Source organism: uncultured Roseicyclus sp. (genome assembly GCF_937892565.1).
Lineage (GTDB): Bacteria > Pseudomonadota > Alphaproteobacteria > Rhodobacterales > Rhodobacteraceae > Roseicyclus.
This window is the reverse complement of the sequence record NZ_CALAHQ010000009.1, coordinates 18,310-44,228: the sequence shown is the minus strand read 5'-3', so window position 1 is coordinate 44,228 and position 25,919 is coordinate 18,310. Positions and strand designations below refer to the sequence as shown.

Here is a 25,919-nt window from a genome sequence, read left to right as displayed (position 1 = left end):
AAGTCGCGACGCCGATCTTTCGTACGAAAGATCGCAGATGCGAATTTTCGTACGAAAATTCGTGCTCATCCCTTCACACTCCCCGCCATAAGACCACGCACGAAATAGCGGCCGGCGACGATATAGACGAGCAGCGTTGGGGCGGCCGCCATGATGGCGCCCGCGAAATGCACGTTGTATTCGCGCACCCCCGTGGATGAGTTCACAAGGTTGTTCAGTGCCACAGTCATCGGGGCTGATCCACCGCTGGCAAAGGACGCCCCGAACAGAAAATCGTTCCAGATGTTGGTGAACTGCCAGATGAAGCTGACCGCGATGATGGGCCCCGATGATGGCAGCATGATGCGCCAGAAAATCTGAAAGAAGCCCGCACCATCGATCTGGGCGGCACGCACCAGTTCGGTCGGAAAGGCGGCATAGTAGTTGCGGAAATACAGCGTCGTGAAGCCGATCCCATAGACGAAATGCACCAGGATCAGGCCCGGCGTGCTTCCCGCAATGTCCAAAAGCCCCAGGATACGCGCCATCGGGATGAGCACGATCTGGAACGGGATAAAGCAGGAAAACAGCAACAACCCGAAAATGATCGTCGATCCGCGAAATTGCCACTTGGTCAGCACATAGCCGTTCAAGGCACCGACCATCGTCGACAGCACGACGGCGGGAATGGCCATCACCAGCGAGTTCACGAAATACGGGCGAAGCCCGGTCGGCTCGACGCCGATTTGGGCGGTGGACCATGCCGACAGCCAGGGCGCGATCGTCCAGTCCTGTGGCAAGGCGATCATGTTGCCGCCGGTGATCTCGGATAGCGGCTTGAGCGAGTTCACCAGCATGATCCCGAAGGGCAAGAGATAGAACAACGCAAACAGCAGCAAGAACAGATAGATAAACACCCGCGTGATGCGCGAGGTGCGAATGGCGGTATCGGGCGATGCGACGGCCATCACTTCTTTTCCTTCAGCTCTGCATACAGGTAGGGAACCATGATCGCCGCGATGGTCATCAGCATGATCACCGCCGATGCCGCGCCGATCCCCATCTGGTTTCGGGTGAAGGTGTAGGAATACATGAAGGTGGCCGGCAGCGCCGTGGCATTGCCCGGGCCGCCGCCGGTCAGCGCAATCACCAGATCGTAGGATTTGATCGCAAGGTGGCTGAGGATCACAAAAGCCGACAGGAACGCAGGGCGCAGCTGTGGCAGAATGATCCGACGATAGAGGTTCCAGTTTGACGCGCCGTCGATCTGGGCGGCTTTCAAGATCTCATTGTCGATCCCGCGCAGGCCCGCCAGAAACATGGCCATCACAAACCCCGAGGATTGCCAGACCGCGGCGATGACGACGGTGTAGATCGCCATTTCGCGGTCCTTGATCCATGTAAAGCTGAAGCTGTCCCAGCCCCAGAGCTGCATCGTGTTTTCAAGCCCGATTGCGGGATCGAGAAACCACTTCCATGCGGTGCCGGTCACGATGAAGCTCAACGCCATGGGATAAAGAAAGATCGGGCGCAACACCCCTTCGCCCCGGATTTTCTGATCCAGCAATATCGCAAGGGTCAGCCCGATCAGCGTCGAGATGCCGATGTAGAGCACGGCGAAAACCGCAAGGTTGCTCAGCGCCGTGTTCCATTCGCGGATGCGAAAGAGGCGGTCGTAATTGTCCCAGCCCACCCAGCCAAAAGACGGCAACATGCGGCTGTCGGTAAAGCTGAGGTAAATGGTAAAGGCGATGAAGCCGTAGACAAAGACCAGCATGATCGCAAGCGAGGGCGCCAAGACAAGCTTGGGTAACCATGTCTGAAGGCGCGTGCGCAGATCAACGCCCGTATCGGTCGATGCGGCCATCCGGCGCCCCCCTTCTGTCTTGATGTGTCTGGCCTGGACCTGTCCGGCCCTACAAAAAAGACCGGCCCCGATGATCTCGGGGCCGGCCATGGTGGTGCAGATTACTGAGCGATCTCGACCGCGGTGACGAGTTCGGCCGCAGCGGTGGCCGCGTCGTATTCACCGTTGAAGTGGGCGGTGATCACGTCATACATCGCATTCTGAACCGAAGGTGGGTTGGCATGGCCATGTGCCATCGAGCCGAACAGACCGCCCGAGGCGCCCGCTTCGGCCAATTGTGCCATGCCCATCTGACCACACATGTCGAACTGATCCGCCGGGATGTCGGTGCGTGCGGGCACCGAACCCTTGACCAGGTTGAATGCCACCTGGAATTCCGGGCTCAACACGGCCGATGCCATGGCAAGCTGTGCTTGCTGCGCGGCAGGATCGGTGACGTTGAACATCGCAAACTGGTCAGAGTTGAAGGTCACGGTGCCTTCGGTGCCGGGCACGCGGAAACAGGTGAACTCGTTGCCAGCGGTCATGCCGGCATTGACGAACTCGCCCTTGGCCCAGTCACCCATGATCTGGAACAGCGCATCGCCGCTGATGACCATTGCGGTGGCAAGGTTCCAGTCACGGCCCGAGAAGTTGTCGTCAACAAAGCCGCGCAGCGTTGCCATGCGGTTGAAGGCTTCGACCATCGTGTCCGAACCCAGCGCTGCGGGGTCAAGATCGACCATCGCGGCCTGATAGAAATCGGGGCCACCGGCACCCATCACCATCGAGTCGAACATGGTCGCTTCCTGCCATGCCTGACCACCATGCGCGAGCGCGGTCTTGCCTGCGGCCTTTGCGGTCTCCATCGCGGCCACGAATTCTTCCCAAGAGGTCGGCTGGCTGATGCCAAGCTCGGCCATCAGCGCGGTGTTGGCCCAGACCCAGTTGGTCGAGTGGACGTTGACGGGTGCGGCAACCCAGCTTCCGTTGTAGGTCGAGAAACGCTGCAGTGCCGCGGGCACGACAGCGGCCCAACCCTGTTCGGCGGCCAGCGCGTCGAGGTTGGCCAAAGCACCTTCGGCGGCCCAGTCCTGGATCGAGAAGCCAAGCATCTGCACCGCGGTCGGCGCGTCGCCTGCGGTGACGCGCGCGCGCAAGACGGTCATGGCGTCCGAGCCACCGCCGCCTGCAACGGGCATGTCCAGCCAGCTGATGCCGCCCGCGGCCAGCGTGTCGCGCAATGTGCCCACGGCGGCAGCTTCGCCACCGGAGGTCCACCAGTGCAGCACTTCAACTTCTTGCGCTGCGACCGCAGTGGTCGACAACGCCAGAACGGCAGCAGTCATGTGTAGTTTCTTCATCACGGTCATGTCTCGGTTCCTCCCTGATTGACCATCGCCCTTATCGGGCCTGCAGCAATTGAAACGTTATAAATTGGGGTCGCGTCAACCCCAAATTGCAACTGCTGATTCCACAGTTTTCGGCATAATCGGCTTGAAAATGCCGATTCTTCCCCGTTGCAGAAAAAAATTTCCTGCCTTTTTGGCTATTGAAACGTTTGAAAACTTGGTCACTATAGCCCGCACCACAACCCAAGGGCGACGCGCGGCAATGGGCGACGATATCCAAGGCGACAAGCCGACCTTGCGCACCCTGTCGCAGGAGACGGGCTTTGCCGTTGCGACGGTTTCGCGTGCTTTGGCGGGTGATCCGCGAATCGCCGCGCGCACCCGCGAAACGGTTTCTGCCGCGGCCACGCGGTTGGGCTATGTGCCTGACCGCGCCGCGCGCCGCCTGCGCACCGGGCGCACACAGGTGATCAGCTTGCTGCTCAACACCCAGCATGAATTTCTCGGGTTCACCCAGGAATTCCTGTCGGGCATCACCGAGGTGCTGGCCGGCACCGGCTATTCCGTCACCGTGGTGCCCGACAACCCCGGCGAAGATCGGCTGGTGCCGGTGCGCACCATCTTGCGCAACAACCTTGCCGACGGCCTTCTGTTTACCCGGACCGAAGCCTTTGACCCGCGCGTCCGGTTGTTGATGGAGGCAGATTTCCCCTTTGTCAGCCACGGCCGGACGGAATTCACGACACCCCATCCTTGGGTCGATTTCGACAATGAAGCCTTTGCGCGCCAAGCGGTCAGACATTTGGTCGCCAAGGGGCGCCGCCGGATCAGCCTTGTGCTGCCGGGCGATCAGTTCACCTTTACCCAGCATTTGCGCTATGGGTTCTTGTCGGCCGTTCGCGAAGCCGGGATCGATCATGAGATCGTTGCCGGTGTCACGCTCGACAGCCCCCCGCCCGAGATTGCGGCGGCATTGATGCGCGGGCGTCGCACGACCCACCCGCCCGATGGCTATGTCTGCGTGGGTGAGGTGACGGCGTTGCTGGCGCTGGCCACGCTGACCGATACGGGGGCCGTGCATGGGGTGGATGCCGATATCGTGGCCAAGCGCGCTTCGCCGATCTTTGACAATATCCGCCCCCGCATCGACACCGTGTTCGAAGATCTGCGCGCCACGGGCCGCGCCATGGCCGAAATGCTTTTGCGGCGCATGAATGGCGAGCCGCCAGAGCGGTTGAACCGCCTGTTTCAACCCCAACAGGATTTGCGCGGCTAAGGTCTTGGTCATCCGACCCACGCCCCCCGCGTTGCCCCGATACGCATCTGCACGGTCTTGAGTTCCAGAAATTCCTCAAGCCCGTAGCGGCCCAATTCACGGCCCTGTCCGCTTTCCCTGAACCCGCCAAAGGGCAGTTCTGCAAAGCCATCCATCCATGTGTTGGTCCAGACCGTGCCTGCCCGAACCCTGCGCACGAAATCAAGACAGGTAGAGACATCGCGGCTCCAGACCCCGGCCGAAAGCCCATAGGCCGCGTCATTGGCAAGCGCGATCGCCTCGGATGCCGTGCGAAAGGTCAGCACCGACAAGACCGGGCCGAATACCTCTTCGCGCGCGATGGCCATGTCGGGGCGCACATCGGTGACGATGGTGGGCTGGTAGAATTGCGCGCCAAGCCCCCCCACATCCAGCGTGGCACCCCCAAGGGCCAACCGCGCGCCGGCGGCCACCGCAGCTTGCACATAGCCGTCGATCTTGGCCAGATGCTCGGGGGTGATGATCGCGCCAACCTGCGTGCGCGGGTCGAGCGGGTCGCCAAAGGGCACACGGCGGCTCAGGGCCACGATCTTGTCGACCAGCGCAGCGGCCACATCTTGATGCACGATGATGCGGCTGCCCGAATTGCAACATTCGCCCGCGTTGAAATAGACCCCAAAGGCGATGGCGTCGGCCGCTTGTTCCAGATCGGCATCGGCAAAGATCACCTGCGGGTTCTTGCCACCCAGCTCAAGACTGACCTTTTTCAGCGTGGCGCTTGCCGCGGCCGTGATGCGTTTGCCCACGGCGGTCGATCCGGTAAAGCTGACCATGTCGACACGGGCATCCGACGACAGCACCGCGCCGACCGGATCGCCATAGCCCAGAACGATATTGCACACACCCGCCGGCAGCCCCGCTTCTTCCAGAAGTTGCCCGAGCATCACCGTGGTGCCCGGCGTCAGCTCGGAGGGCTTGACCACCGCCGTGCAACCCGCCGCCAGCGCAAAGGGCAGCTTTTGCGAGATGATCAGAAACGGAAAATTCCACGGCGTGATCAGCGACACGACCCCGATCGGTTCCTTGAGCACAAGCCCCAGCATGTCGGGACCAAGGCTGTTGTGGCTGTCGCCATGCATCGTGCGGGCAAGAGCGGCGGCGTAGCGCCAGATATCGGCCGCACCTTCGATTTCGGCCATGGCTTGCGTGATGGGCTTGCCAGATTCCAGCACCTCCTGCCGGGCGATCCTGGCACGGTCGCGGTCGATCAGATCGGCCACCCTGAGCAGCAGCGTGGCCCGATCCTTGCCCGAAGAGCGCGCCCAATCGCCTGCGTCAAAGGCCGCGCGCGCGGCGGCAATCGCCGCACAGGCCTCGGCCCGGCTGCCTTTGGCCGCGACCGACACCGCCACCCCATGGGCTGGCGATGCACGCAGGCTTGTGGCCCCATCGGCGCTGTCCACCCATGCCCCGCCGATCCAGTGCCGCAAGCGCAGCGGCGCATCGGGCAACCCGGCGGCGTTGGTGGCGGGGATCACGGTCAGGTCTTGCATGGGTCAGGTTCCGGGAAATTCGGGTTTGCGTTTCGCGGCAAAGGCCGCCACGCCTTCGGCCTTGTCGGCGCTGGCTGCGATCATCCCGCCACCCAAGGCCTCGATCATGGCCGAACGATCTTCGCCCACCGCTGCATGGATCAGATATTTTGCCACCTCGACCGCGCGGGGCGAAGATTTGGCAACGCCATCGGCAATCGCCACGGCCACAGACAGCGGATCCTCCGCGATCTCGGCCACAAAGCCCAAACCATGCGCGCGCGTGGCATCGATGCGGCGACCAAACAGCGCCATGTCTTTCAGCACCGGTTCGGGCAAAAGCCGCGCCAGCCGCTGCGTGCCCGACCAGCCCGGCACGATGCCCAGCTGCGCCTCGGGAAGGGCAAGTGTCGCGCAAGACGCCATGACGCGGATATCGCAACTGGCCGCCAATTCCAGCCCGCCGCCAAAGGCATGGGCATGGATCACCGCGATGGTGGGTTTCGACAGCCGCGCCAAGCGGTCAAAAACGCGATGCCCGTCGCGCACCCAAAGGCGCGCGAAATCAAAAGGCGATAGCGATGCCCATGCCGTGATGTCGGCACCCGCACAAAAGGCGCGCGTCCCTTCGGCGCGCAAGATGACGCCGCGGATATCGGCGGATTGCTCCAGCGTGGCGCAATGCGTCTCCAACTGAACCAGCATCTGGGGGGTAAAGGCGTTCAGCTTGGCGGGGTTATCCAGCACGATATGGGCAATGGCCCCATCGATCTTGAGGTGAACCGCGCTCATGGTGCCCAGCCCATGGGCTGATCGCGCAAGAGCGCAAGCGGCATGGCAGTGGCATTTTCGGCCAGGCTGACGCGCCCGCCACTGGCCGCCACGATGTCGCGTTCAGGGTCGATCCCCGGCATCACTTCGACCGCCACCAACCCCTTGGGTGTCAGGCGGATCACGCAACGCTCGGTCACATAGGTCACATGCTGCCCCTGCTCGACCGCGCGGGCCCCCGAAAAGGTGACATGTTCGACCGCATCCACCATCTTTGGGAATTTGCCGGGCTTGGTGACGCGCAGACCCGTATCCGACAGATCAAGCTCGGCCCCGGCTTCGAAAAAGCCGGAAAAGACGATCTTTCTCGCATGCGCCGTGATATCCACAAAACCACCACAACCGGCGGTCAGATAGGGTTTCTTGCCAAGCTTCGAGACATTCACATTCCCCGCCACATCCACCTCGAGGAATGACAAGAAGGTCTGATCAAAGCCGCCCCCCTGAAAATAGGTGAACTGCGCCGGAGAGGGCACAAAGGCATCGGCGTTTGACGCGCACCCAAAGGCAAAGCCGGTCAGCGGCATGCCACCAACCGCACCCTGTTCGATGGCCCATGTCACGGCCTGCGCATGGCCTTCTTCCAGCAAGATCCGCGGCACCATCGCGGAAATGCCAAAGCCAAGGTTTGCGGTCTGGCCGCGCTTCAGCTCCATCGCGGCGCGGCGCGCAATCACTTTTTCGACGCCGTGTTCGCCAAGGGCGAAACTGTCCCATGGGCGCATGATCTCGCCCGAGATGGCGGGATCATAAATGGTTTCGGTCGTCTGCTTCTGGTCCGGGGCCACCACGATCAGATCAACCAGATGCCCCGGCACATGCACGTCATGGGGCCGCAAGCTGCCCGCCGCCGTCATGCGCTTGACCTGCGCGATCACCAGCCCGCCGTGGTTGCGTACCGCGATCGCCTGATCGAGCGCACCCAGATAGGCCCCTTCATGTTCATAAGTCAGGTTGCCGCGCTCATCGGCGGTGGTGGCACGGATGATGGCAATGCTGGGCACGATATTGGGGAAATGCAGCCATGTCTGTCCGCCGAATGTGATGCGGCCGACGATGGGGGCGGCGGCCCCCTTGGCGTTCATCGCGCAGCCCTCGCGGATTGGATCGACAAAGGTGTCGAGACCGACCTTGGTCAGCACACCGGCCCGGCGCGCCGCAACATCGCGGTGCATGTCAAACAAGATGCCCGATGGCACATTATAGGCGGCAATGCGATCTTCGACGATCATGCGCCAGATCTCGGGCATGGGCAGGGTCGATGGCCCGGATGGGTAGCTGCCCGCGATCACCCGCGACAGCAGGCCATCTTGCGCGATATGGTCGATGCCCTTGACGCCATACATGTCGCCCGCCGCGATCGGGTGCAGCGTGGTCAGGCCCCACGGATGCCCCTCGGCCCGGAACCGCTCGCCCAGGGCTTTCAGCACCGCATCCGGGCAGCCCAGCGCAGAGGAGGACGAGACCGTGACAACCGCCCCGTCGGGAATTCGCGCGACAGCCTCGGCGGCGGTGACGTGCTTGCCCATGGCTCAGATCCCGCCGTAATCGACGACGCTGCGCTGGCCGGTCTTGGCGGCCTGCGCCACGGCGGCCGCGACAGCGAGCGATTTGACCCCGTCAACACCATCCGCCGATGGCCGCCCCTGTCCCAAGATCGCGGCATGAAAGTGATCCATCGCCCGGGCATAGAGATTGTGATCGGAGAATGTGATCGCTTCCTCGCCGGCTTGTGTTCGCAGGGTGATCTGCCCCACCGGGCGCTGCGTCATGACATTGCGCGCGATGATCGACCCCTTGGTGCCATGCACCTCAAGCCCGGTTTCAGCATGGGCGTGAGTAAAGCTTTCATGCGCCATGACCATCGCGCCAGATGGCATGGACCAGACCGACATGCAGCTATCCTCGACCCCCTGACCAAGACCCGATTCCGCGTCGATGGCGACCACGGAAACCGGGTCTTCGCCCAGATGGAAGCGCACGGTGTCGGCGTCATGGACCGCGATATCAGCGATCACGCCGCCACCCGCGGCGGGATTGTCGAGCCGCCAGCCATGCAGGAACGGCGGCAGGTAGACCGCGTGAAACACCCGCATGCTCAGCACTTCGCCGATGCGGCCCGACTGCACAGCAGCGCGGATCGCCAGATGCGAGCCTGCATTGCGCAGATGATGGTTGGTTCCAAACACCACACCCGCCGCATCCGCCGCTTGCACCATGGCTACGGCATCGGCGACGCACATCGCCAAGGGCTTTTCGCAAAGCACATGCTTGCCTGCCGCGATTGCCGCCAAGGCTTGGGCAAGATGCTTTTCATTGGTGGTCGAAATATAGACCGCATCCAGATCGTCAGCGGCCAGCATGGTGGCCAGATCATCATATCCATGCGCGATGCCATGTTCGGCGGCGTAGGTTTTGGCGCGCTGGGGCGATGAACTCAGCACCGATCGGATATCGCCGCCCGCGCCACGAATGGCGCCGATCATGTGATTTGCCGCGATATTGCTCGCGCCGATCAACCCCCACCGCATGACAGTATTTCCCCCTTGAAAATGATCCGCGCTCGAATCGTGGGCCACAGATCCTGACCTCTTCATGAAACTATTGGATCGTTCCAATTTTGTTGTCAACAAAACAATCCATCATGGCGTTTCTGTAAATTATGATATATATCAGAATGTTGAATTGATTTCGATCAACGCGGCACGGCGCGCCATTGCCCGCGTGCCAGATGGCGGGTTGCGCACGGCCCCCGCAACACAGGCAACAGCCGCCTGCAAAATGCCGCCCGATGGGGCTATCTTGACATAGTGCAGCAGCACCACGGCCAGGCGGAACGCGACCCGGGCACCAGCCAAGGTTGCGTGACAAAACCTGTGCTATCTGTCGTCAAAGGATGCATGCCCCGAGCGGTAGAGCTCCGCGTATTGCCCACCCAAGGCCAAAAGCTCTTGGTGCGTTCCGCTTTCACACACGCGGCCCGCGTTGAGCACGATGATGCGGTCGGCATTGCGGATCGTGTCCAGGCGGTGCGCGATCACAAGCCCCGAGCGGCCATTGAGAAGCACGCCGAGCGCCTTTTGAATGTCTTGTTCCGAATGGCTGTCGATGCTTGCTGTCGCTTCGTCCAGGATCAAGATCGGCGCATCGGCGACAAGCGCGCGGGCAAAGCTCACAAGCTGGCGCTGGCCCATGGACAGGTTGCTGCCGCGTTCGGTCAACTCTGTCGCGTAGCCCTGCGGCAGCCGTTCGATGAAACCATGCGCCCCCACCGCCCGCGCCGCTGCGATCACCTGATCTTCGGTGGCGTCTGTTTTGTTGTAACGGATGTTTTCCAAGACCGTTCCGGTAAACAGGAACGGCTCCTGCAGAACCATGGCGATCTGCTGACCCAGCGAGGCCCGGGTGATCTGTCGAACATCGTGCCCGCCGACGATCACGGCACCCCCCGTGACGTCGTAGAAACGATGCAAAAGCGCCATGACGCTGGATTTGCCGGAACCTGTGGGGCCGACAAGTGCCACGGTCTGGCCCGGCTCCACCCGGAAGCTCACATCATCAAGGACGGGCTGGCCGGGAACATAGGCAAAGCGGACACCCCGGAACTCGACCGAGGCCGGGGTGCCTTGGGGAAGCGTGACAGCGTCTGGCGCATCGATAATCTTGAGGGGCACATCCAGCACCTCGGTCAGGCGCTGCCCTGAGGCCATGGCGCGTTGCATCACGGAATACTGCATGGTCAGCGACCGGACAGGGTCAAAAAAGCGCTGGATGAAGAACAGGAAAGCCACCATCACGCCCACATCAAGCGTACGATCCAGCACCATCGCGCCGCCCACAACGACCACCACCGCCATCGACAGCCCGGTCAGCGTGTCAACCACCGGGACCAGCACCTGCGCATAACGCCCGGCAACAAGATGCGTGCGCAGATTTGCACCCGCCATATCATCGTAAAGCTTTGCGTTGACGGTCTGTCGGGTCATCCCCTGAACGGTGCGCACGCCATGGATCGCCTCGGCCAGCGCACCATTGGTGATCGAATTCGTCTCATGCGCGGCGATAAAGGCGGCCCGTGCGCGCGGCAGCCACACGATGCGAACAAGAAACAGAACCGGCAGGACAGACAGCGTCAAAAGCCCAAGCTGCCAGTCAAGCCAGAGCATGCAACCCACGATCCCGAACAGCAAAACAAGATCGCCCACCGAAATCACCGAAGTCTCGAGAAATTCCTGCATCGCGTTCACATCACCTTGCAGGCGCGACATGAGGCGCCCGACTTCGGTGCGGTCCATGAAGGATTGAGACACCTGCTGAAGATGGCCAAACATCGCTTCACGGATGTCGAACAGAACATTCTCGGCCACCTTGCCCACCGAGCGTTCCTGAACCAGGCTGGCGACATAGTTGGTGGCGATGGCGGCGGCGAATGCGGCCACGGCTGCGTAAAGCGCGCCGCCCCAGGCACCCTTGGCCAAGCCGACGTCAAAGGCATTGCGGATGATCATCGGGATTGACAGCTGGCTCAGCGTGAAGACCAGAACCGCGATGACGGAAATCCGGACCTGCCGCCGATAAGGGCGCACGAAAACCCAGATGCGGCGCAGGATCCTTGGGTCGAAAACCCGGCCGAACATCTCTTCCTCGACCCGGTGCGACCCGACCACGGCGCGCGGCGGGCGGCGTCCATCTTCGCGCACATCATGGCGTTCGACTTCGGTCTCGCCGCTCATCGCCGGTCACCATAGGAACGGTTCTGAAGATCATGCAGGCTGCGGTAGCGGCCCCCAAGCGCCATCAGTTCGGCATGATTGCCCTGCTCCACGATCCGGCCCTGTTCCAGCACAAGGATGCGATCGGCATCGGCGAGCGTGCTGAGCCGATGCGCCACAAGGATGGTGATCCGCCGGTCGCGCCCGGCGCGGATCGCGGCAAGGATACGCCGCTCGGTGCGGGCGTCGATCGCGGCGGTGGAATCGTCGAACACAAGGATTTCCGGTGCCACCAGCAGCGTGCGTGCGATGGACATCCGCTGCCGCTGCCCGCCTGACAAGGACGCGCCGCGTTCGCCGACGACCGTGCGGTAGCGTTCGGGCAGAGTGTCGACATAGGCATGAAGCTGCGCATCGCCGCTTGACCCTTCGATGGCGTCCTCTTCGGCCCAGGGATCGCCATAGGCGATGTTGTTCTCCATCGTGGTCGTGAACATGAAGACATCCTGACTGACGACCTTGACCGAACGGCGCAGCGAGGCAAGCGTGACGTCGCGCAGATCCTGCCCATCGATGGTGATGGCGCCCGATGTCACGTCGTAGAACCGGGGGATCAGTTGTGCCACCGTGGTCTTGCCGCTGCCCGGGGGGCCGATGATGCCGATGATCTCGCCCCGCCCGGCGGTAAACGACAGATTGCGCAAGACAGGGGTGTCGCGGGCCGAGGGATAGGCAAAGCCCACATCCTCAAATCGCAACACCGGGCCGTCAATCCGCAGATCGCGGGCCCCGGGCACATCGGCCACCGACGGCTCAAGATCCAGAAGCCCAAACACCCGCGCACCGCAGGTCGAGGTGCGCGCAATCGAGTTGACCAGCATGCCCAGTTGCCGGACCGGCATCTGCAGGATCGTCATGAAGGTCAGAAACGCGGTCAGCGTGCCCACGGTCATCTCGCCTGTGCGCACCTTGATCCCGCCCACCAGCAACACCGCCCCCATCGCCAGCAGAAACGACAACGTCATGGCGGCGGTGCTGTTCACCCGCAGATCCACCCGTTCATGCGCAAGATCGAGCGCGCGCACCGAGGCCTCACGGAACTTTTGCATTTCGTGGTCTTGCGCACTGAAGGCGCGCACGATGCGCGTGCCGGCGAGGTTTTCCTCCATCACCCGGCTGAGAACCGATAGCCGTTCCTGCAGATCAAGCCATGTCTGGCGCAGTTCAAGCTGCGATTGCGACGAGCGCCACCCGACATAGGGCACAAAGCTGAGCGCCAAAAGGCCAAGCCAAAGGTCGATCGACAAAAGCCACCAGCCGCCAAAACCGATCAGCACGAACAAGAGCAGGAAACGGATGATGCCGGTTGCAAAGAACATCCGCGCGCCTTCGATATCAAGCAGGCCCAGCGTGATAAGATCGCCGGAATGGACACTGTCATGGAAACCAAAGCTCAGGTGCTGGATCCGGTCATAGTAGGACAGGCGTAAACGGTAGCCGGTATGGTGGCCCACCGCCTCGCTGAAATAGTTCTGAAAGGTCGCGAACACGCCCCGCAGGATCGCGACACCCAAAACGGCCAGCGCGGTCAGCAAAAGCGCATCCTGCGCCGCCCGGTCCCCGGTTGCGACGCCCTGCGTAAGGTCGACCGCACGACCCAGAAGCTGTGGGATCATGAGCTGGAAAATGGCCGCGAGAAGCGTCGACAAAAGCGCAATCGTCACTTGCCACGGCGTCTCGAGGCCGATCTGCATGACCCGCCACATCGTGCCGACAGCTTTGCGCCAGCTGACCGTATCGGTCAGTGCAAGCCGTTCTGCGGGCAGTGGGGGACGGGCGGTTGCTGTCTGGACCACGGGTGGGCTTTCAGTCTTGGATATTGCCATGCGCCAATCGCACGGCGCGGGATGCGGGCTCAAGCATGTCCGCCGTCGACACTCAGGATCTGTCCGGTGATCCAGGCTGCGGCGTCAGAGCACAAGAACGCCGCAGCGGCGGCGATGTCTTCGGGCCGGCCAAGGCGGCGGGTGCTGATGCGCGACAAGATCGCGGCCTGTCCGGCCTCGCCGTAGCTGTCCCACTGGGCACGGCTTGCGGGGTTGGAGAGGACAAACCCCGGGGCAACGGAATTGACGGTGATCCCGAAGGGGCCGAATTCAGCCGCCAGCTGACGGGTAAGGCCGACAAGCGCGTGCTTGGATGCGGCATAGGCCTGAATGCCGGTCAGGCTGGCGCGCAGGCCCGCGCCCGAACTGATCGTGACGATCCGGCCCCAGCCATCTGCCTTCATGGCTGGCGCAAGCGCTTGGGCCAGAAAAAAGGCGCTGTCGACATTGGCCGCGAAAATCGCGCGCCAATCTTGCTCGGGGACCTCCTCCACCGGGCGGCCCACCTGCCCCAGCACGCCGCCTGCGGATGTCACGAGGATTGCGGGCGGACGCGGCAAAGCCGCCTCCAGCGCGGCCACATCCGCGCGTCGGCCCAGATCGGCCGGAATATGCGGCAGACCAAGGGCGGCGGCGGCCGCGTCAAGCTCGGGGCCGGGACGATCGGTCACGATCACCTCGGCCCCGGCATCGGCCAGCGCCCGCGCGATGGCGTGGCCGATACCACCCACCACACCCGTCACAAGCGCAGGCCGCCCCGCGATACCCGCCAGTGCTATTGCGGCCACGGCCCCTCCAGTGCGGCGCGGGTTTCTTCGACCCCTGTCCGCCAAAGCGCATCGGTCACCACATCGTCGCGTTGCCAAGCGCCGCCAAAATTGCCATCGCCCAGCGCGCGCCGCGCCTGAGCGGGGTTTGACGCCCGCAGGCTTTCCGGATCGATCATCGGCTTTTCACCCGCGGGCGCGGGTGCATGGGAAAGCCGCGTCCAGGGAAAATTCTCCATCCAGCTTGCATGGCTTGCGGGGCCCGTCGCCTCGACCATGGCCCAGGTGCGCGGCGCGCTCCACCAGTTGTGAAACCGGATCGACGTGTCGGGCCAATCGGCCATAAGCTCCTGTGCAAGTGCGCCCACGGGGGCATTGCCACCATGACCATTGACGATCAGGATACGGCGAAAGCCCGCCCGGCGGATCGAGGCCAGCACATCACGCGCCACCGCCAGCAGCGTCTCGACCCGCAGCGACACGGTGCCCGGATAGGCGGTGAAATAGGGCGCAAGACCATAGGGCATGACCGGGTAGACGGGCACGCCCAATGGTTCTGCTGCTTCGACGGCGACCCGTTCGGCAAGGATCGCATCCACGCACAAGGAAAGCTGGGCGTGCTGTTCGGTCGACCCGAGCGGCAGCACGGCGCGGGGATCGCGGCGCGCCGCGATCTCCACATCGGCCCAGGTCATGTCGGCGATCTTCATGGAAGCTGCGCGGTGACCCGATGCGCCCCGCCCTTTTGCGACCGTGCGGTGACGGTGACCGTCCCGCCCGCCGCGCCCCGCACCAGCCATTCGGCGCGCTTGGCAACCGCCGACCATTGCTGCCCCCAGGGTGACCATTCAAAGCGCCGCTCGTTGCGCCCCGCAAGATGGCCCAGATCGACCGTGGCGGGGTTGATCACCACCTCGGCGCCGTCGACACCCAAGGTCACGGTCTGTGCAACGCCCTTCTGGATGGCCACATCCGAAAGGTTGGTGGGCAGGTAGCCGTGGTTTGACACCGTGGCCTGAACCTTGAACAGCCCAGCGCCCAATGCCTCGACCACCAGATCATCGATCACCACGCGCGGCGCGGCGGCCGCATGACGCAGGTTGAACAAGACATTGTTGCGGCAGACCTCTTCCAGAAGATGCCCGGGCGGGTTGCGATAGCTCCAGATATAGGCCATGCCGCCGATCTCGACGGGGCCAAGCTGAGGGTGATCAAAGGATTTCCAATCGCGAAAACCCTTGGTCCCCACATTCTTCACCACCCAGCGGTACAACTGCCGCTGCACCTCGGCATTGCGCGGACCGAGGTTGTAGTAGCCCTTCTTTTCCACCCCTGCCGCCGTCTCGATATCCCACAGCTCGGTCGAGAAGCAGATGATCCCCATTTCCTCGTAAACCCAATCCTTGAGCGAGCCATGCCGGACCTTGGATTTGTCGGGTGTGAATTCCTCATAGGTCGAGATGACCGGATATCCCGTCAGCCGCGTGCCGACCTCACCGATGGCCTTGTAAAGCGTAAGGTCGCGCGGGCTCATCTCGGCGTCATATTTCATCATCGAGGGGCGCAAGATGATGCCGCCATGGGTGTGGTAGGCGCACATCCCGCAGATATTGGGGTTGTCGAGGATAAGCCGCCCCATCCCCATCGCCTCGGGTTCCGAGAACGGATATTCCCCCGCCCCGTATTCGCGCGGCGACCAGTTGATCGGAAAGTTGCGGTTCATGTTGCCGTCCTGACCGGGGACGATCTTCACATGCACGCCGTCAAAATCGCGGATCATGCCTTCGGGATAGACGCGGTAGTACTGACCGCCCTCTTCGCCGGGCTCGCGCTGGATCATCAGCGCGGGTTCTTCGGGGTCGATCTTCCACTCGCCACGGGGGTCGGGGACGCGCATGTTCACGATGAAGCCGTCGCCGTCGATGTCTTGCGGGATCAGGCCGTCAAGCCTGTCCTCTCCGGGCAGGAAGCGGCCGTTTCCGCACCATGGATGATAGGGCGCCTTGAGCGCGAATTCGGCGCCGTCGGGGTTGATGCGCGGAATGATGTGAAAGACCTGTTGGTCAACCAGCCGCGTCACCTCTTCGTCGGTGCCATACTGCGTCAAGAGGTGATGGATCGCGTAAAGCGCGGTGGCGCTGGTGGCGTGTTCCTCGGCGTGGATCTGTGCATCGATATAAAAGGCGGGCTTGTCAGACCCCGGCCCGGTATCGGGGTTCGTGATCTCCATCGCCCAGACGTCGCGGCCGCGGTGGGATTTGGCGATGGACCGCAGCGTGGCAAGCCGCGGATAGGCTGCCGCCAGCGCCTGAAGATGGGCCGTCAAGGCGTCGTAATCGTGGTAGGTGTCGAAGGCGATATGCATTGCGGGCTCCTGCGGGCGTCAGGATCGCCCGAAATGTTCCATGATGGCAGCGGCGTATTTGATGCCCTTGAGATACATGTCGATGTGGATGTTCTCGTCGGGGGCGTGAAGATTGGCGCCGGGGTTGGCAAAACCCGTCAGCACGCAAGGGATCCAGACATGCCGAAGGATTGCACCTTCGGCAGAGACGCCGTTGACCACGGGCAATTCGCCGTAAACTTCGGTCGCGGCGGCGATGATGGCCTGGCTGATGTCTTCCTTCACACTGATCTTGTAGGGCGGTTCGGCCCCGTCAAAGGCGCGCACCTCGATATGGCCGAACCCGTGCTTTTCCAGATGCGCCTTGATTTTCCGGATCGCGGCATCGGGCTGCATGTTGGGAATGAGCCGGAAATCAAGTCGCGCGCGCGCCTCGTTGGGCACGATGGTCTTGGTGCCGGGGCCGGTATAGCCTGCGATGATGCCTTGGATATTGGCTGTCGGCTCATAGGCGCGGGCGCGCACGGCGTCGGCCCCGTCACGGCCCAGCACAAATTCTTCGATCCCCCATTCGCGCTTCATTTCGGCCGTATCGATGCGGGCGGCCTTGGCCTGCACCTGCTCTTCGTCCTCGGGGGTCAGCTGCCAGATGCCTTCGGCCCAGTCCTCGATCAAGATACGGCGGTCACGGTCGAGAATGGTGTTGAGCGCCCAGATCAGTTCCCATACCGGCGCAGGCACCAGCGGAAAATTCAGCGAATGGATGTCGGTCTTGGCGCCGCGCGCGACAAGTTCGACGAAAAGCACCGACTTCAGCCCGAGCGATACATCGGGCACGTCGGTTCCGGTTTCCACCGACCCGTCAAGGCAATGCATCCCGTCGGCCGCCAGCAATTCCTTGTTGCGTTCAGCCCATGCCGCAAGATTGGGCGAGCCGATCTCTTCCTCGCCCTCGGTCAGGAACTTGAGGTTCGCAGGCACTTCGCCGCGCACCTGAAGAAAGGCTTTCGCGGCCTTGGTAAAGGCCAGAACGCCCGACTTGTTGTCGGTGGCGCCCCGCCCATAAAGCACGCCGTCCACAATAGCACCCGACCACGGGCCACCATGCGTCCAGGCTTCGATGGGTTCGGGGGGCTGCACATCGTAATGGGCGTAGCACAAGATCGTCTTGGCCGGGCGCTTTGCAGGCAAGTGACCGAACACGACCGGCGGCCCCTGATCGAGTTCATGAAATTCGGCCGGCAGCCCGTCGCGATGCATCAGGTCGCGCAACCATTCCGCCGTCTCGCGCAAGCCGATGTTCTGCGCGCTGATCGAGGGTCGCTGCACAAAGGCCTGAAGGTCGGCGATGCACTCATCCGCATGCGCGTCGATCCAGTCATAGACGGCCTGCATCTGGGGCGAAGGGGGGGCGGCGGTGGTCATTCAGGGTGCTCCATGGAGAGGTCCCAGGCATTCAGGCGCTGACCTGACAGCGCCATCCGGGGGGTGGCGGAAAGCCAGGCGAAAGCGGGGGCAAGGCGGATCGGATCAACCCATTTCGCGCGCAGCTCTGGGGTGTAGTTTGTCTCGGACATGGGCGTATGCATCGCCATGCCCGGCGTGATGGTGTGGGATGCGATGCCATGGGCTTCACCCTCCATGGCCAGACATTTGGAAAACCCCTCGAGCGCGTGCTTGGCGGCACAATAGGCGGTCTCGGAATGGAACCCCTCGATCCCCGACCGCGACGACACGAAGATCAGCGTGCCACCCCTTGCGCGCATCGCGGGCCAAAGGGCCTGAGTAAGCTGAAATCCCGCCTGAAGACCCACATTCAGGGTTGCCTGAAAGGTGGCGAGGGTAACGGCCTCCACAGGTTCCACCTTCAAGATCGCGGCGTTGTGAACAAGAACGTCAACCGGTGCCGTGACCAGATCGGCGATGGCGCGGGCGGTTGCGTCGGCATCCGAAAGGTCCACCTGCACGGCACGGGCGCGCGCGCAGTCAGCAGTTGTGGCCCGCAGACCTTGCGCGTCGCGGTCCATCAGCAAGACGTCGGCGCCATGTCCCGCACAGTGCCGGGCGATGGCCGCACCAAGCCCCTGCGCGGCACCGGTGACGAGGATGCGTTTTCCGGTTAGGTCAGGCATGGATATCCTCGGGGCTGACGCTGCGGCCTTGTGCGCCCGAGAGGCGGACGGCATCGAGCACCCGCTGATTGAGGTAGCCGTCGCGGAAGGTGGCGCCGCGCGCAGGCGGGCGGCCTTCGCGAATGGCGGCGGCCGCTTCCTGTATCAGGGCCACAACCGAGACGTTCCAGATCCCCTTGTTCAGGCCCGGCAGGCGGGCATTGGGATCATCGACCGTGATCTCCTCGAAGCCTTGGCCAGCCTTGGCGAACCACAGCTTTTCATCGGCATTGTCGAGCGTGATGGTGCCCTTGGACCCGAACACCTGTGTCAGATTGCCGATGTTGTGGGCGGCCACGCCCGACATGAACACCTGTGCCAGCGCGCCCGAGGCCATGTTGAGCGTGAAATAGGCAACATCATCGGCGGTGGCGGTCCAGCCCTGACCGGTGGCCTTGTCCAAGCGGGCGGGCACCATCACCGGCGCGGCGCCGGTGACAAGCGCCACCTCACCCAGCCAGAAGCGCAACATGTCCACCTGATGGCTGCCATTGGCGCCAAGCCGCCCGCCGCCCTGTGCTGCGTCCGACCACCAATCGCCCTTGGGGCGCCCGGCCGGATCGGCCCAGGAATTGCCGATATTGGCGATGTTGACGTGGCGGATCGTCCCCAGATCGCCGTCGGCGATCATCGTGGCGATGCGGGCACGATTGGGATTAAAGCGCAACTCGTGGTCGATCATGTGGACACGCCCCGCCGCCTCGGCGGCAACCCACATGGCCTTGGCCTCGGCCGCGTCCATGGCGGTGGGCTTTTCACAGATCACATGCGCGCCCTTTGCAATGGCCGCCAGCGCCTGCGGCGCATGAAGCACGGTGGGTGTCGCGATGCAGACCAGATCAAAGGCGTGCCGATCAAGCATGTCTTGCCAGTCGTCATAGGCATGGGGAACGCCGAATTCCTCTGCTGCGGCGCGGGCCGATGACAAACGCCCCGACGCGATGGCCACGACCTCGGCCCCGGCGACATGACGCAATGCCGGCAGATAGGCGGCGCGCGCAAAGCTTGCTCCGATGATTCCGACCTTCATGGGCTTACCCCTGTTCCTTGAGGCGCGGATCGAGGAAATCCCTCAACCAGTCGCCGAGAATGTTGAACGACAAGACCGTCACGACAATTGCCAGGCCCGGAAAGACGGCAAGCCACCATTTGTTGGCCAGCAACTGCTCGCGGCTTTCGGCCAGCATCGAGCCCCATGTGGGCACCTCGGGCGGCACGCCGAGGCCAAGAAAGGACAAGGCCGCCTCCGACAGGATCACGGCGGCCACGTTGAACGACGCAATCACCGTCAAGGGGGCCACGATATTGGGAAGGATCGTGCGAAAGATGATCGACGGGGTGGTGTCGCCAAGCGCGCGTGCGGCCTCGACGAATTCCTTTTCGCGCAAGGACAGGGTCTGGGCCCGGACAATCCGCGCATAGGTCACCCATTGCCCGATACCCAGCACGAGAATGAGGTTCCCGACCCCCGGCCCCAGAACGACAAGAAACATGATGGCAAGCAGAATGAACGGAAAGGCAAGCTGGATGTCGCCCAGACGCATGATGATGTCGTCGATCCAGCCCCCGAAATAGCCCGAGACAAGCCCGGCGACCACGCCGATCGTGCCCCCGACCAGAATGGCGCAGATACCGACAAGCAGCGAGATGCGCGCGCCATACAACAGCCGGGACAGCACGTCGCGCCCAAGCCCGTCCGAGCCAAGCCAATGGATTGCACCCCGTGCGCCCGGGGCCCCGGGTTCGGCCAGCCGGAGCATGATGTTTTGCCGGTTGGGGTCCATCGGCGAGAACGCCGGACCGAAGATCGCGACCACGGCCACGACGAACAGAATGAAAAGCGCCAGCAACGGCCATCTGGCGGCGACCATGCTGCGGCCCGCGCGGGCCAGCTCCCGACGCCAGCGAGGCCCGGATTGCACGCTGAGCCGCGTAAGGCCATCGGTCGCGATATCGGTCATGTCACTTGCCCCCCGCGAGTTTCACCCGCGGATCAAGCCGCGCGTAGATGAGATCAACCAAAAGGTTGAGCGTGATGAAGATGCCCGACAAAAGGATCACGGCCGCCTGCACCACCGGAATATCGCGCTGGTTGATGGCATTGAAGACAAGACGCCCGATGCCGGGATAGCTGAACACCGTCTCGATCACGACGACGCCCCCAAGCAGGAAACCGAATTCAAGCCCGATCATCGTGACCACGGGAAGCCAGGCGTTGCGCAGCGCATGATGGATGACAACGGCGCGCTCTGTCAGGCCCTTGGAGCGCGCCGTGCGCACATAGTCCTGCCCCAGAACCTCAAGCATCGAGGACCGCACAAGCCGGGCGTTACGGCTGAGCGAATAAAAGGCCACCGCAACCGCAGGCAAGATCAGGTGATAGATCGCCTGCGGCAGGTTGCGCAGGGCGGTCGCAAAATCGCCCGCAAACAGCGGTGCAAGGAAAGGAACATGGCCCGAAATCGGAAACCACCGCAAGTAGAGCCCGAAGAACAGGATCATCATGATGCCAAGCCAGAAACCCGGGATCGATTGCCCGAACATCGCCATGGTCATGATGCCACCATCCACCGATGTGCCGCGGTTCAGCGCGGCCGCAATGCCCAGCGGAATGGCAAAGGAAATGGCAAGAAAGATGGCGAAAAGCGTCAGCTCGATGGTCGCCGGCAGCGCACCCAGCACGATGTCGATCGCTGGCTGGCGGTAGCTGAGGGAGCGGCCGAAATCGCCCTGAAAGACATTGCCGATATAGGTGAGGTATTGAACATAAAGCGGCTGGTCAAAGCCCAGCGCGCGGCGAACCATCTCGATTTCTTCGGCGGTCGCGCGTTCGGAGACATAGAGATAGGTGGGATCACCGCCGATCTGGAGCGCCGTGAAACTGATCAAAGTGACCCCGAGGATCACGACCACGCTCTGCAGCAGGCGTCTCAGGATGTAGGTCCACATGGCGATCCCCCGGTGAAAGGACGGGGCGCGGCGAACCGCGCCCCATGTTTGGTTGGGTCAGTTCAGGCCGGTCTGGAAAAGATAGACCTTTTCGTCGGGACGCGCGACAAAGTCGACGCGGCTCGAGACCCCGTAGAAATCGGGCTGGAAGTACATGTGCAGCCAGGGGCCATCATCGTAGAAGACCTGCAGCATTTCATCGATGATCACGCGCTGCTCTTCTTGCGTGGTCGCCGCCGAAATATCTGCCCAGCGGTCGAACCAGCGCGGGTCGTTCCAGTGGGTGTAGTTCGTGCCCGATTCTACCTTCGCAAGATCGGTCATGTCATACAGCGGTGACCACAGGGCCCCACCCGAACCAAGGAAAAACAGCGGACCCACGGCGCGCTGACGGATCAGCGGGACATAGACCGAGGCCCATTCCATCAGCTCGACTTCAACATCAAGACCCACGTCTTCAAGATACTGACCGATGGCCAGCACGACGTTGCGGTCATTGAGATAGCGCCCTTGCCCTGCCTGGAACTTGATTGCAAAGCGCGTGCCGTCTGCCTGACGCGGCCAGCCGGCTTCGTCCAGCAGCTTTTCCGCCATTTCCGGATCATACGGATAGGGCGTGAGCGACTGGTTCGCATTGGGCGGGTTCACGATACCCGTTGCGCGCACGCATTCAAAGTTCAAGAGCTGCGAACAGATGGCGGGCACGTCAACCGCATACTGAAGCGCACGGCGCACGGCCGGATCCTGAATGGCATCGCCGCCCGGCTGGGCCGCGAATTCGGGCGAGAGGTTGAAGCCCACATACATCCGCCGTGTGCCCTGAACCGCTTGCACCGCTGCCCCGCCAGAGGCGTTGACGGCATCGATCTGGTCAGGCGCCACGTTGGTGATGATGTCGACATTGCCCGCGATAAGCTCGGCCGACCGGGTCGAGGCTTCGGGGATGATCCGCCAGACGATCCTTTGCATGTTGGCGGGGCTGTTGGGGTTTTCGACCTTTTCCAGCACGACATCAGAGCCGCGCGTCCAAGACGCAAGCCGGTAGGGGCCAGAGCCGATCGGGCCGGCTGCCGCCTCGTCAAGGCTCATCGCCTCATAGCTGTCCTTGCAGTGGACATAGACCTCGGCGATCAGGCCGAAGGCGATGGGGTTCTTGCGCGCGATGTTGATTTGAACGCGCCGATCATCCAGGGCCTCGGCGCTTTCAAAGCCGATGGACGAAAAGACAAACCCCGGTGTGTTCCCGGTGAACTGATTTGCCGGGTCCTTGGCACGGTTGAACGTGTAGGCCGCATCCTCGGCCGTCAGCGCCTCACCGTCATGGCAGGTAAGCCCCTCGCGGAGCGTGTAGACATAGGCCAGCCCATCCTCCGAGATCTCAAGGTTCTCGGCCAGATCGGGCGACACGGCGCCGTCACCGGAGATGGTGTACAATGTGCCAAAAATGTGCCGGGCGATATTGGCGTTGTCGCGCGACGAGATGTTGGCAGGCTCGAACGTGGTGATGTCAGCAGACAACCCGACGACGATGGTGTCATCGGCGGGCTGTGCATGGACCGCGGCAGCCAGCGCAATACTGGCGGTTCCGGCCCATAGGAAGGGCATATAGCGTCTCATCCTTTGTTCCTTCTCTCTGGTTGGACTTGGTCGATCTGAAGACGATGACACCCCGGCTCCGCGGCCGGCGGGGTGTTGAGCGTTATTGTCTGGCTCTTGGCAGAGGCGACCGAAACGGCCTCGACCATGCGGAGCGATTGGAGGTGGTCGGCGCCCGAGCACTGCAACGGTGCGCCGTCCGAGACATGGGCGAGAAAGGCCTCAAACAGGCCGGTCGCATCGCTGATCCAGGGTTCGTGCCGGGCAAGCGTGACAGGCGTCGGGGCCGGATCGTCGCGCAGCGCAAAGGACAGATCGCCGAACATGTCGGCCTGCACGGCGATGCCGCGCGCGCAATCCGTGCGCCATTTGAAGTCAAGCGAATTGCGGTTCGCGGCCCAGGTGCCCTGATAGGTGACCTCGACCCCGTTCGCGAATGTGATCAGGGCCGCGACGTTGGCGTCATGGGCATACATCGACCAGGGCGGGTTCCAGGTGCGCGCGCTGATGCGCAGCGGCTCGGCGCCGTAGACGTAGCGCATCAGATCAAAATGATGGATCGACTGTTCCCAGAGCATCGGGTGCTGCATGGTCAGCGGGTAGCGGTTGATGTGCGGCTGCCGCCCGTCGCGCCAGCGTTCGTAAGCAAACAGACCAAAGGCGGGTGGGCCAAGCCTGTCATCGGCGAAAAGCGTCTTGAGGGCTTGCGTCACGGCAAGGTAGCGGAAATTCAGCCCCACCATCAGGCTGATACCCGCTGCATCGGCCATGGCGACAAAGCTTGCGGCTTCGGGCACGCTGTCGGCGAGCGGTTTTTCCGCAAGGATCGCAAGGCGCGCGGCGCAGGCGGCCTTGATCTGGGGGGCCCGTCCCGATGGGGGCGTGACGAGGATGACCGCATCGGCGTCAACACGCGCGGTCAACAACGCCAGATCGGTGGCATAGGGCAAGCCCAGCTCTGCGCCCACGGCTGCGGCGCGGTCGGGGTCGGCATCGACCACACCGACAAGCCGTGCCCGGGGTTCGGCGGCGATCACCTGACGCCACACGCGCGATCGGGCACCCAGACCCACGAGGAAAAGACGCAGCGTTGTCATGCCGCCGTCCTTTCTGCCATCAGCCTTGCCAAGCCATCTTCGGGCGCGGTCCAACAAAAACCGCTCAGCGCCGAAAGACGCGACGGAAGGGCTGGCGGCTTTGCCCCCGATGCGGGCCCCCTGCGCACGACCGCGCGCGGATCGGCACGGCTGATCAGGCGGGCAAGCTCCGTGTCCGACAGGATATGCCCCGAATTCAGATGCACCGGATGGCCCGGCGGCTCTGCATCGATCAGCCGGACCAACGCAGATGCCAGGTCGGGTGCAAAGGTCCAGTCGCGGCGCGGGTCATCGGCGGGCACCATCAGCGCCCGGCCCTGCGCGGCGTCGTCGAGCCAGCGGCGCATGAGGGACACATTCGTCCGCGTGGACCGCGCCACTTCGCCCGGCCCGTAAAGATATCCCAACCGCACGACAAGCACGCGGCACAGGCCCGCCAATGCGGCAGGGGTCAACAGCTCGCCCGCGCGTTTGGCGGCCGCATAGGGATGGTCGGCGGTGGGCGTGCTGGCATCGGTCAGTTCGGGCAAGCCATCCGTGGCGGAAAAGACACCGGTGGACGACAGAAAGACAAACACCGCCGGCCGGGTGGCGGCGGCATGCGCCAGAACCGTCAAAAGCGGCGCCATGTTTGCGCGGATATGCGCAGCCGCCGATATGCCCAGCGTGCCCGCATCCGTTGTCAGCGCGGCGGCATGGATAAAGAGGTCTGCCCGGGGCAGATCAAGACCGCCCGACGCAAGATCACCCTCCACCAGACTGGCGCCCGCCAAGCGCGCTTGTGCCGCCGCGTCAAAAGACAGATCGACCGCCACCACCTGCCAGCCGAGCGCCAGTAGCCCCGCAGCTATGGCACAGCCGACAAAGCCGCCAGCACCTGTGATGATGGCAGCGCGCTGGTTCATCCCAGCCACTCGACGATCGAGGCCGGATCAAAATCACGCAGCGCGCGGGTGTGATCGGAAATCAGACGGACCGCCGTGCGGGTATCGCCCAGTTGAAGCGCTTCGACGATCGGAGGATGGTTGCCCGCGATCTCGGCCAGATCGTCGCTGTCGCGACGGTTGCGAAGCGCCATGATCTGGTTGATGCGCAAATACAGGGCGTTCCACGATTGCAGCAGCAGATGGTGATCCGACAGGGCGATGAGCATGCGATGAAATTGCTCGTCCGCAAGGATCAGCCCCTCACGGTCACCCAGGGCAGCGGCGTCGCGCATCGCGCGGCAGGGGATCCAAAGCGACGCGACATCAGCGCGACGCTCAAGGATCCGGCGAATGGCCATCACCTCGAAGGTCTGGCGGAGTGACCACGTTTCCTCCACCTCGCGCACGGTCAGAGGCTTTACGCGTTTGCCCTTGTAGGCCAATGTTTCGACAAGCCCGTCGTTCTCGAGGATGGCGATGGCTTCGCGCACAGGGGCGCGGCTGACATTCATCTGCTCGGCCAATGCGGTTTCCACCAGCACAGTGCCCGGCCTGAGCTTTGCCGTGATGATCGCGCGCCGCAGGCGGTCGGCGATCTGGACGCGCAGCGGTGTCTGCTCGATGGGTTCAAGATCAGCGGCAGTTGGTGCCGTCAAGACACTGGCTTGGGTCATGC

The 25,919-nt window shown here is 63.0% G+C and carries 23 protein-coding genes; 2 read left to right on the top strand and 21 right to left on the bottom strand.

Translation table 11 applies throughout. The features are described 5' to 3' along the window. Positions 1 to 65: 65 nt before the first annotated feature. The 3 genes from Q0094_RS01585 to Q0094_RS01575 form a co-directional block, all read right to left on the bottom strand. Positions 66 to 947 carry a carbohydrate ABC transporter permease gene (locus tag Q0094_RS01585; RefSeq protein ID WP_297614555.1) on the bottom strand — a complete coding sequence of 294 codons (882 nt, stop codon included), beginning with the start codon at positions 945 to 947 and terminating at the stop codon, positions 66 to 68. Beyond that, a complete protein-coding gene (locus Q0094_RS01580; protein WP_297614553.1) occupies positions 947 to 1,846 on the bottom strand; it encodes a carbohydrate ABC transporter permease in 900 nt (299 codons plus the stop codon). Before Q0094_RS01580 ends, Q0094_RS01585 begins: the two co-directional genes overlap by 1 nt. 101 nt (positions 1,847 to 1,947) lie before the next feature. Next, positions 1,948 to 3,198, bottom strand: coding sequence for an ABC transporter substrate-binding protein (locus Q0094_RS01575; protein ID WP_297614551.1), 1,251 nt, complete (start codon positions 3,196 to 3,198; stop codon positions 1,948 to 1,950). A gap of 241 nt (positions 3,199 to 3,439) precedes the next feature. Between Q0094_RS01575 and Q0094_RS01570 the strand changes: the two genes are divergently transcribed. Next, positions 3,440 to 4,453, top strand: coding sequence for a LacI family transcriptional regulator (locus Q0094_RS01570; protein WP_297614549.1), 1,014 nt, complete (start codon positions 3,440 to 3,442; stop codon positions 4,451 to 4,453). A gap of 8 nt (positions 4,454 to 4,461) precedes the next feature. On the opposite strand, the gene Q0094_RS01565 is transcribed toward Q0094_RS01570, so the two are convergent. From Q0094_RS01565 to Q0094_RS01550, 4 genes are read right to left on the bottom strand one after another with little or no spacing between them, the layout of a single operon-like run. After that, complete coding sequence (locus Q0094_RS01565) at positions 4,462 to 5,985, bottom strand: aldehyde dehydrogenase family protein (protein WP_297614547.1); 1,524 nt, start codon at positions 5,983 to 5,985, stop codon at positions 4,462 to 4,464. Positions 5,986 to 5,988: 3 nt separating this feature from the next. After that, on the bottom strand, positions 5,989 to 6,756 hold the full coding sequence (locus Q0094_RS01560; RefSeq protein WP_297614544.1) for an enoyl-CoA hydratase/isomerase family protein: 768 nt from the start codon (positions 6,754 to 6,756) through the stop codon (positions 5,989 to 5,991). Beyond that, positions 6,753 to 8,324: an acyl CoA:acetate/3-ketoacid CoA transferase gene (locus Q0094_RS01555; RefSeq protein ID WP_297614542.1), complete on the bottom strand. Its 1,572-nt coding sequence runs from the start codon at positions 8,322 to 8,324 to the stop codon at positions 6,753 to 6,755. The genes Q0094_RS01560 and Q0094_RS01555 overlap by 4 nt, the downstream gene beginning before the upstream one ends. A gap of 3 nt (positions 8,325 to 8,327) precedes the next feature. Beyond that, entirely contained in the window at positions 8,328 to 9,326 is a 999-nt protein-coding gene (locus Q0094_RS01550) for a Gfo/Idh/MocA family oxidoreductase (RefSeq protein ID WP_297614540.1), read from the bottom strand. 64 nt (positions 9,327 to 9,390) lie between these two features. On the opposite strand from Q0094_RS01550, the gene Q0094_RS01545 reads away from it, so the two are divergent. Further along, positions 9,391 to 9,606: a hypothetical protein gene (locus Q0094_RS01545; RefSeq protein ID WP_297614538.1), complete on the top strand. Its 216-nt coding sequence runs from the start codon at positions 9,391 to 9,393 to the stop codon at positions 9,604 to 9,606. 68 nt (positions 9,607 to 9,674) lie between these two features. Here the strand turns inward: Q0094_RS01545 and Q0094_RS01540 are convergent, their stop codons facing one another. Genes Q0094_RS01540 through Q0094_RS01475 form a run of 14 tightly spaced genes read right to left on the bottom strand, consistent with a single transcriptional unit; the run spans position 9,675 to position 25,917 of the window. Then, positions 9,675 to 11,528: an ABC transporter ATP-binding protein gene (locus tag Q0094_RS01540; protein WP_297614536.1), complete on the bottom strand. Its 1,854-nt coding sequence runs from the start codon at positions 11,526 to 11,528 to the stop codon at positions 9,675 to 9,677. Further along, positions 11,525 to 13,363 (bottom strand): ABC transporter ATP-binding protein, encoded by a 1,839-nt coding sequence (locus tag Q0094_RS01535; protein ID WP_297614534.1) that lies wholly within the window; start codon positions 13,361 to 13,363, stop codon positions 11,525 to 11,527. Before Q0094_RS01535 ends, Q0094_RS01540 begins: the two co-directional genes overlap by 4 nt. A gap of 59 nt (positions 13,364 to 13,422) precedes the next feature. Beyond that, positions 13,423 to 14,181, bottom strand: coding sequence for an SDR family oxidoreductase (locus tag Q0094_RS01530; RefSeq protein WP_297614532.1), 759 nt, complete (start codon positions 14,179 to 14,181; stop codon positions 13,423 to 13,425). Further along, entirely contained in the window at positions 14,169 to 14,870 is a 702-nt protein-coding gene (locus Q0094_RS01525; protein ID WP_297614530.1) for a creatininase family protein, read from the bottom strand. Before Q0094_RS01525 ends, Q0094_RS01530 begins: the two co-directional genes overlap by 13 nt. Further along, positions 14,867 to 16,525 (bottom strand): M14 family metallopeptidase, encoded by a 1,659-nt coding sequence (locus tag Q0094_RS01520; RefSeq protein WP_297614528.1) that lies wholly within the window; start codon positions 16,523 to 16,525, stop codon positions 14,867 to 14,869. The genes Q0094_RS01525 and Q0094_RS01520 overlap by 4 nt, the downstream gene beginning before the upstream one ends. A gap of 18 nt (positions 16,526 to 16,543) precedes the next feature. Beyond that, positions 16,544 to 17,929: a M20/M25/M40 family metallo-hydrolase gene (locus Q0094_RS01515; RefSeq protein WP_297614526.1), complete on the bottom strand. Its 1,386-nt coding sequence runs from the start codon at positions 17,927 to 17,929 to the stop codon at positions 16,544 to 16,546. Beyond that, positions 17,926 to 18,636: an SDR family oxidoreductase gene (locus tag Q0094_RS01510; RefSeq protein ID WP_297614524.1), complete on the bottom strand. Its 711-nt coding sequence runs from the start codon at positions 18,634 to 18,636 to the stop codon at positions 17,926 to 17,928. Before Q0094_RS01510 ends, Q0094_RS01515 begins: the two co-directional genes overlap by 4 nt. Further along, a complete protein-coding gene (locus tag Q0094_RS01505) occupies positions 18,629 to 19,705 on the bottom strand; it encodes a Gfo/Idh/MocA family oxidoreductase (protein ID WP_297614522.1) in 1,077 nt (358 codons plus the stop codon). Before Q0094_RS01505 ends, Q0094_RS01510 begins: the two co-directional genes overlap by 8 nt. A gap of 4 nt (positions 19,706 to 19,709) precedes the next feature. Then, a complete protein-coding gene (locus tag Q0094_RS01500) occupies positions 19,710 to 20,636 on the bottom strand; it encodes an ABC transporter permease (RefSeq protein ID WP_297614521.1) in 927 nt (308 codons plus the stop codon). 1 nt (position 20,637) lies between these two features. Beyond that, positions 20,638 to 21,624, bottom strand: coding sequence for an ABC transporter permease (locus Q0094_RS01495; RefSeq protein WP_297614520.1), 987 nt, complete (start codon positions 21,622 to 21,624; stop codon positions 20,638 to 20,640). A 57-nt stretch (positions 21,625 to 21,681) separates the two neighbouring features. Further along, positions 21,682 to 23,241, bottom strand: coding sequence for an ABC transporter substrate-binding protein (locus Q0094_RS01490; protein ID WP_297614518.1), 1,560 nt, complete (start codon positions 23,239 to 23,241; stop codon positions 21,682 to 21,684). Next, on the bottom strand, positions 23,238 to 24,317 hold the full coding sequence (locus Q0094_RS01485) for a Gfo/Idh/MocA family oxidoreductase (protein ID WP_297614516.1): 1,080 nt from the start codon (positions 24,315 to 24,317) through the stop codon (positions 23,238 to 23,240). The genes Q0094_RS01490 and Q0094_RS01485 overlap by 4 nt, the downstream gene beginning before the upstream one ends. Then, positions 24,314 to 25,222 carry an NAD(P)-dependent oxidoreductase gene (locus Q0094_RS01480; RefSeq protein ID WP_297614514.1) on the bottom strand — a complete coding sequence of 303 codons (909 nt, stop codon included), beginning with the start codon at positions 25,220 to 25,222 and terminating at the stop codon, positions 24,314 to 24,316. Before Q0094_RS01480 ends, Q0094_RS01485 begins: the two co-directional genes overlap by 4 nt. Further along, complete coding sequence (locus Q0094_RS01475) at positions 25,219 to 25,917, bottom strand: GntR family transcriptional regulator (RefSeq protein WP_297614569.1); 699 nt, start codon at positions 25,915 to 25,917, stop codon at positions 25,219 to 25,221. The genes Q0094_RS01480 and Q0094_RS01475 overlap by 4 nt, the downstream gene beginning before the upstream one ends. Positions 25,918 to 25,919: the final 2 nt, after the last annotated feature.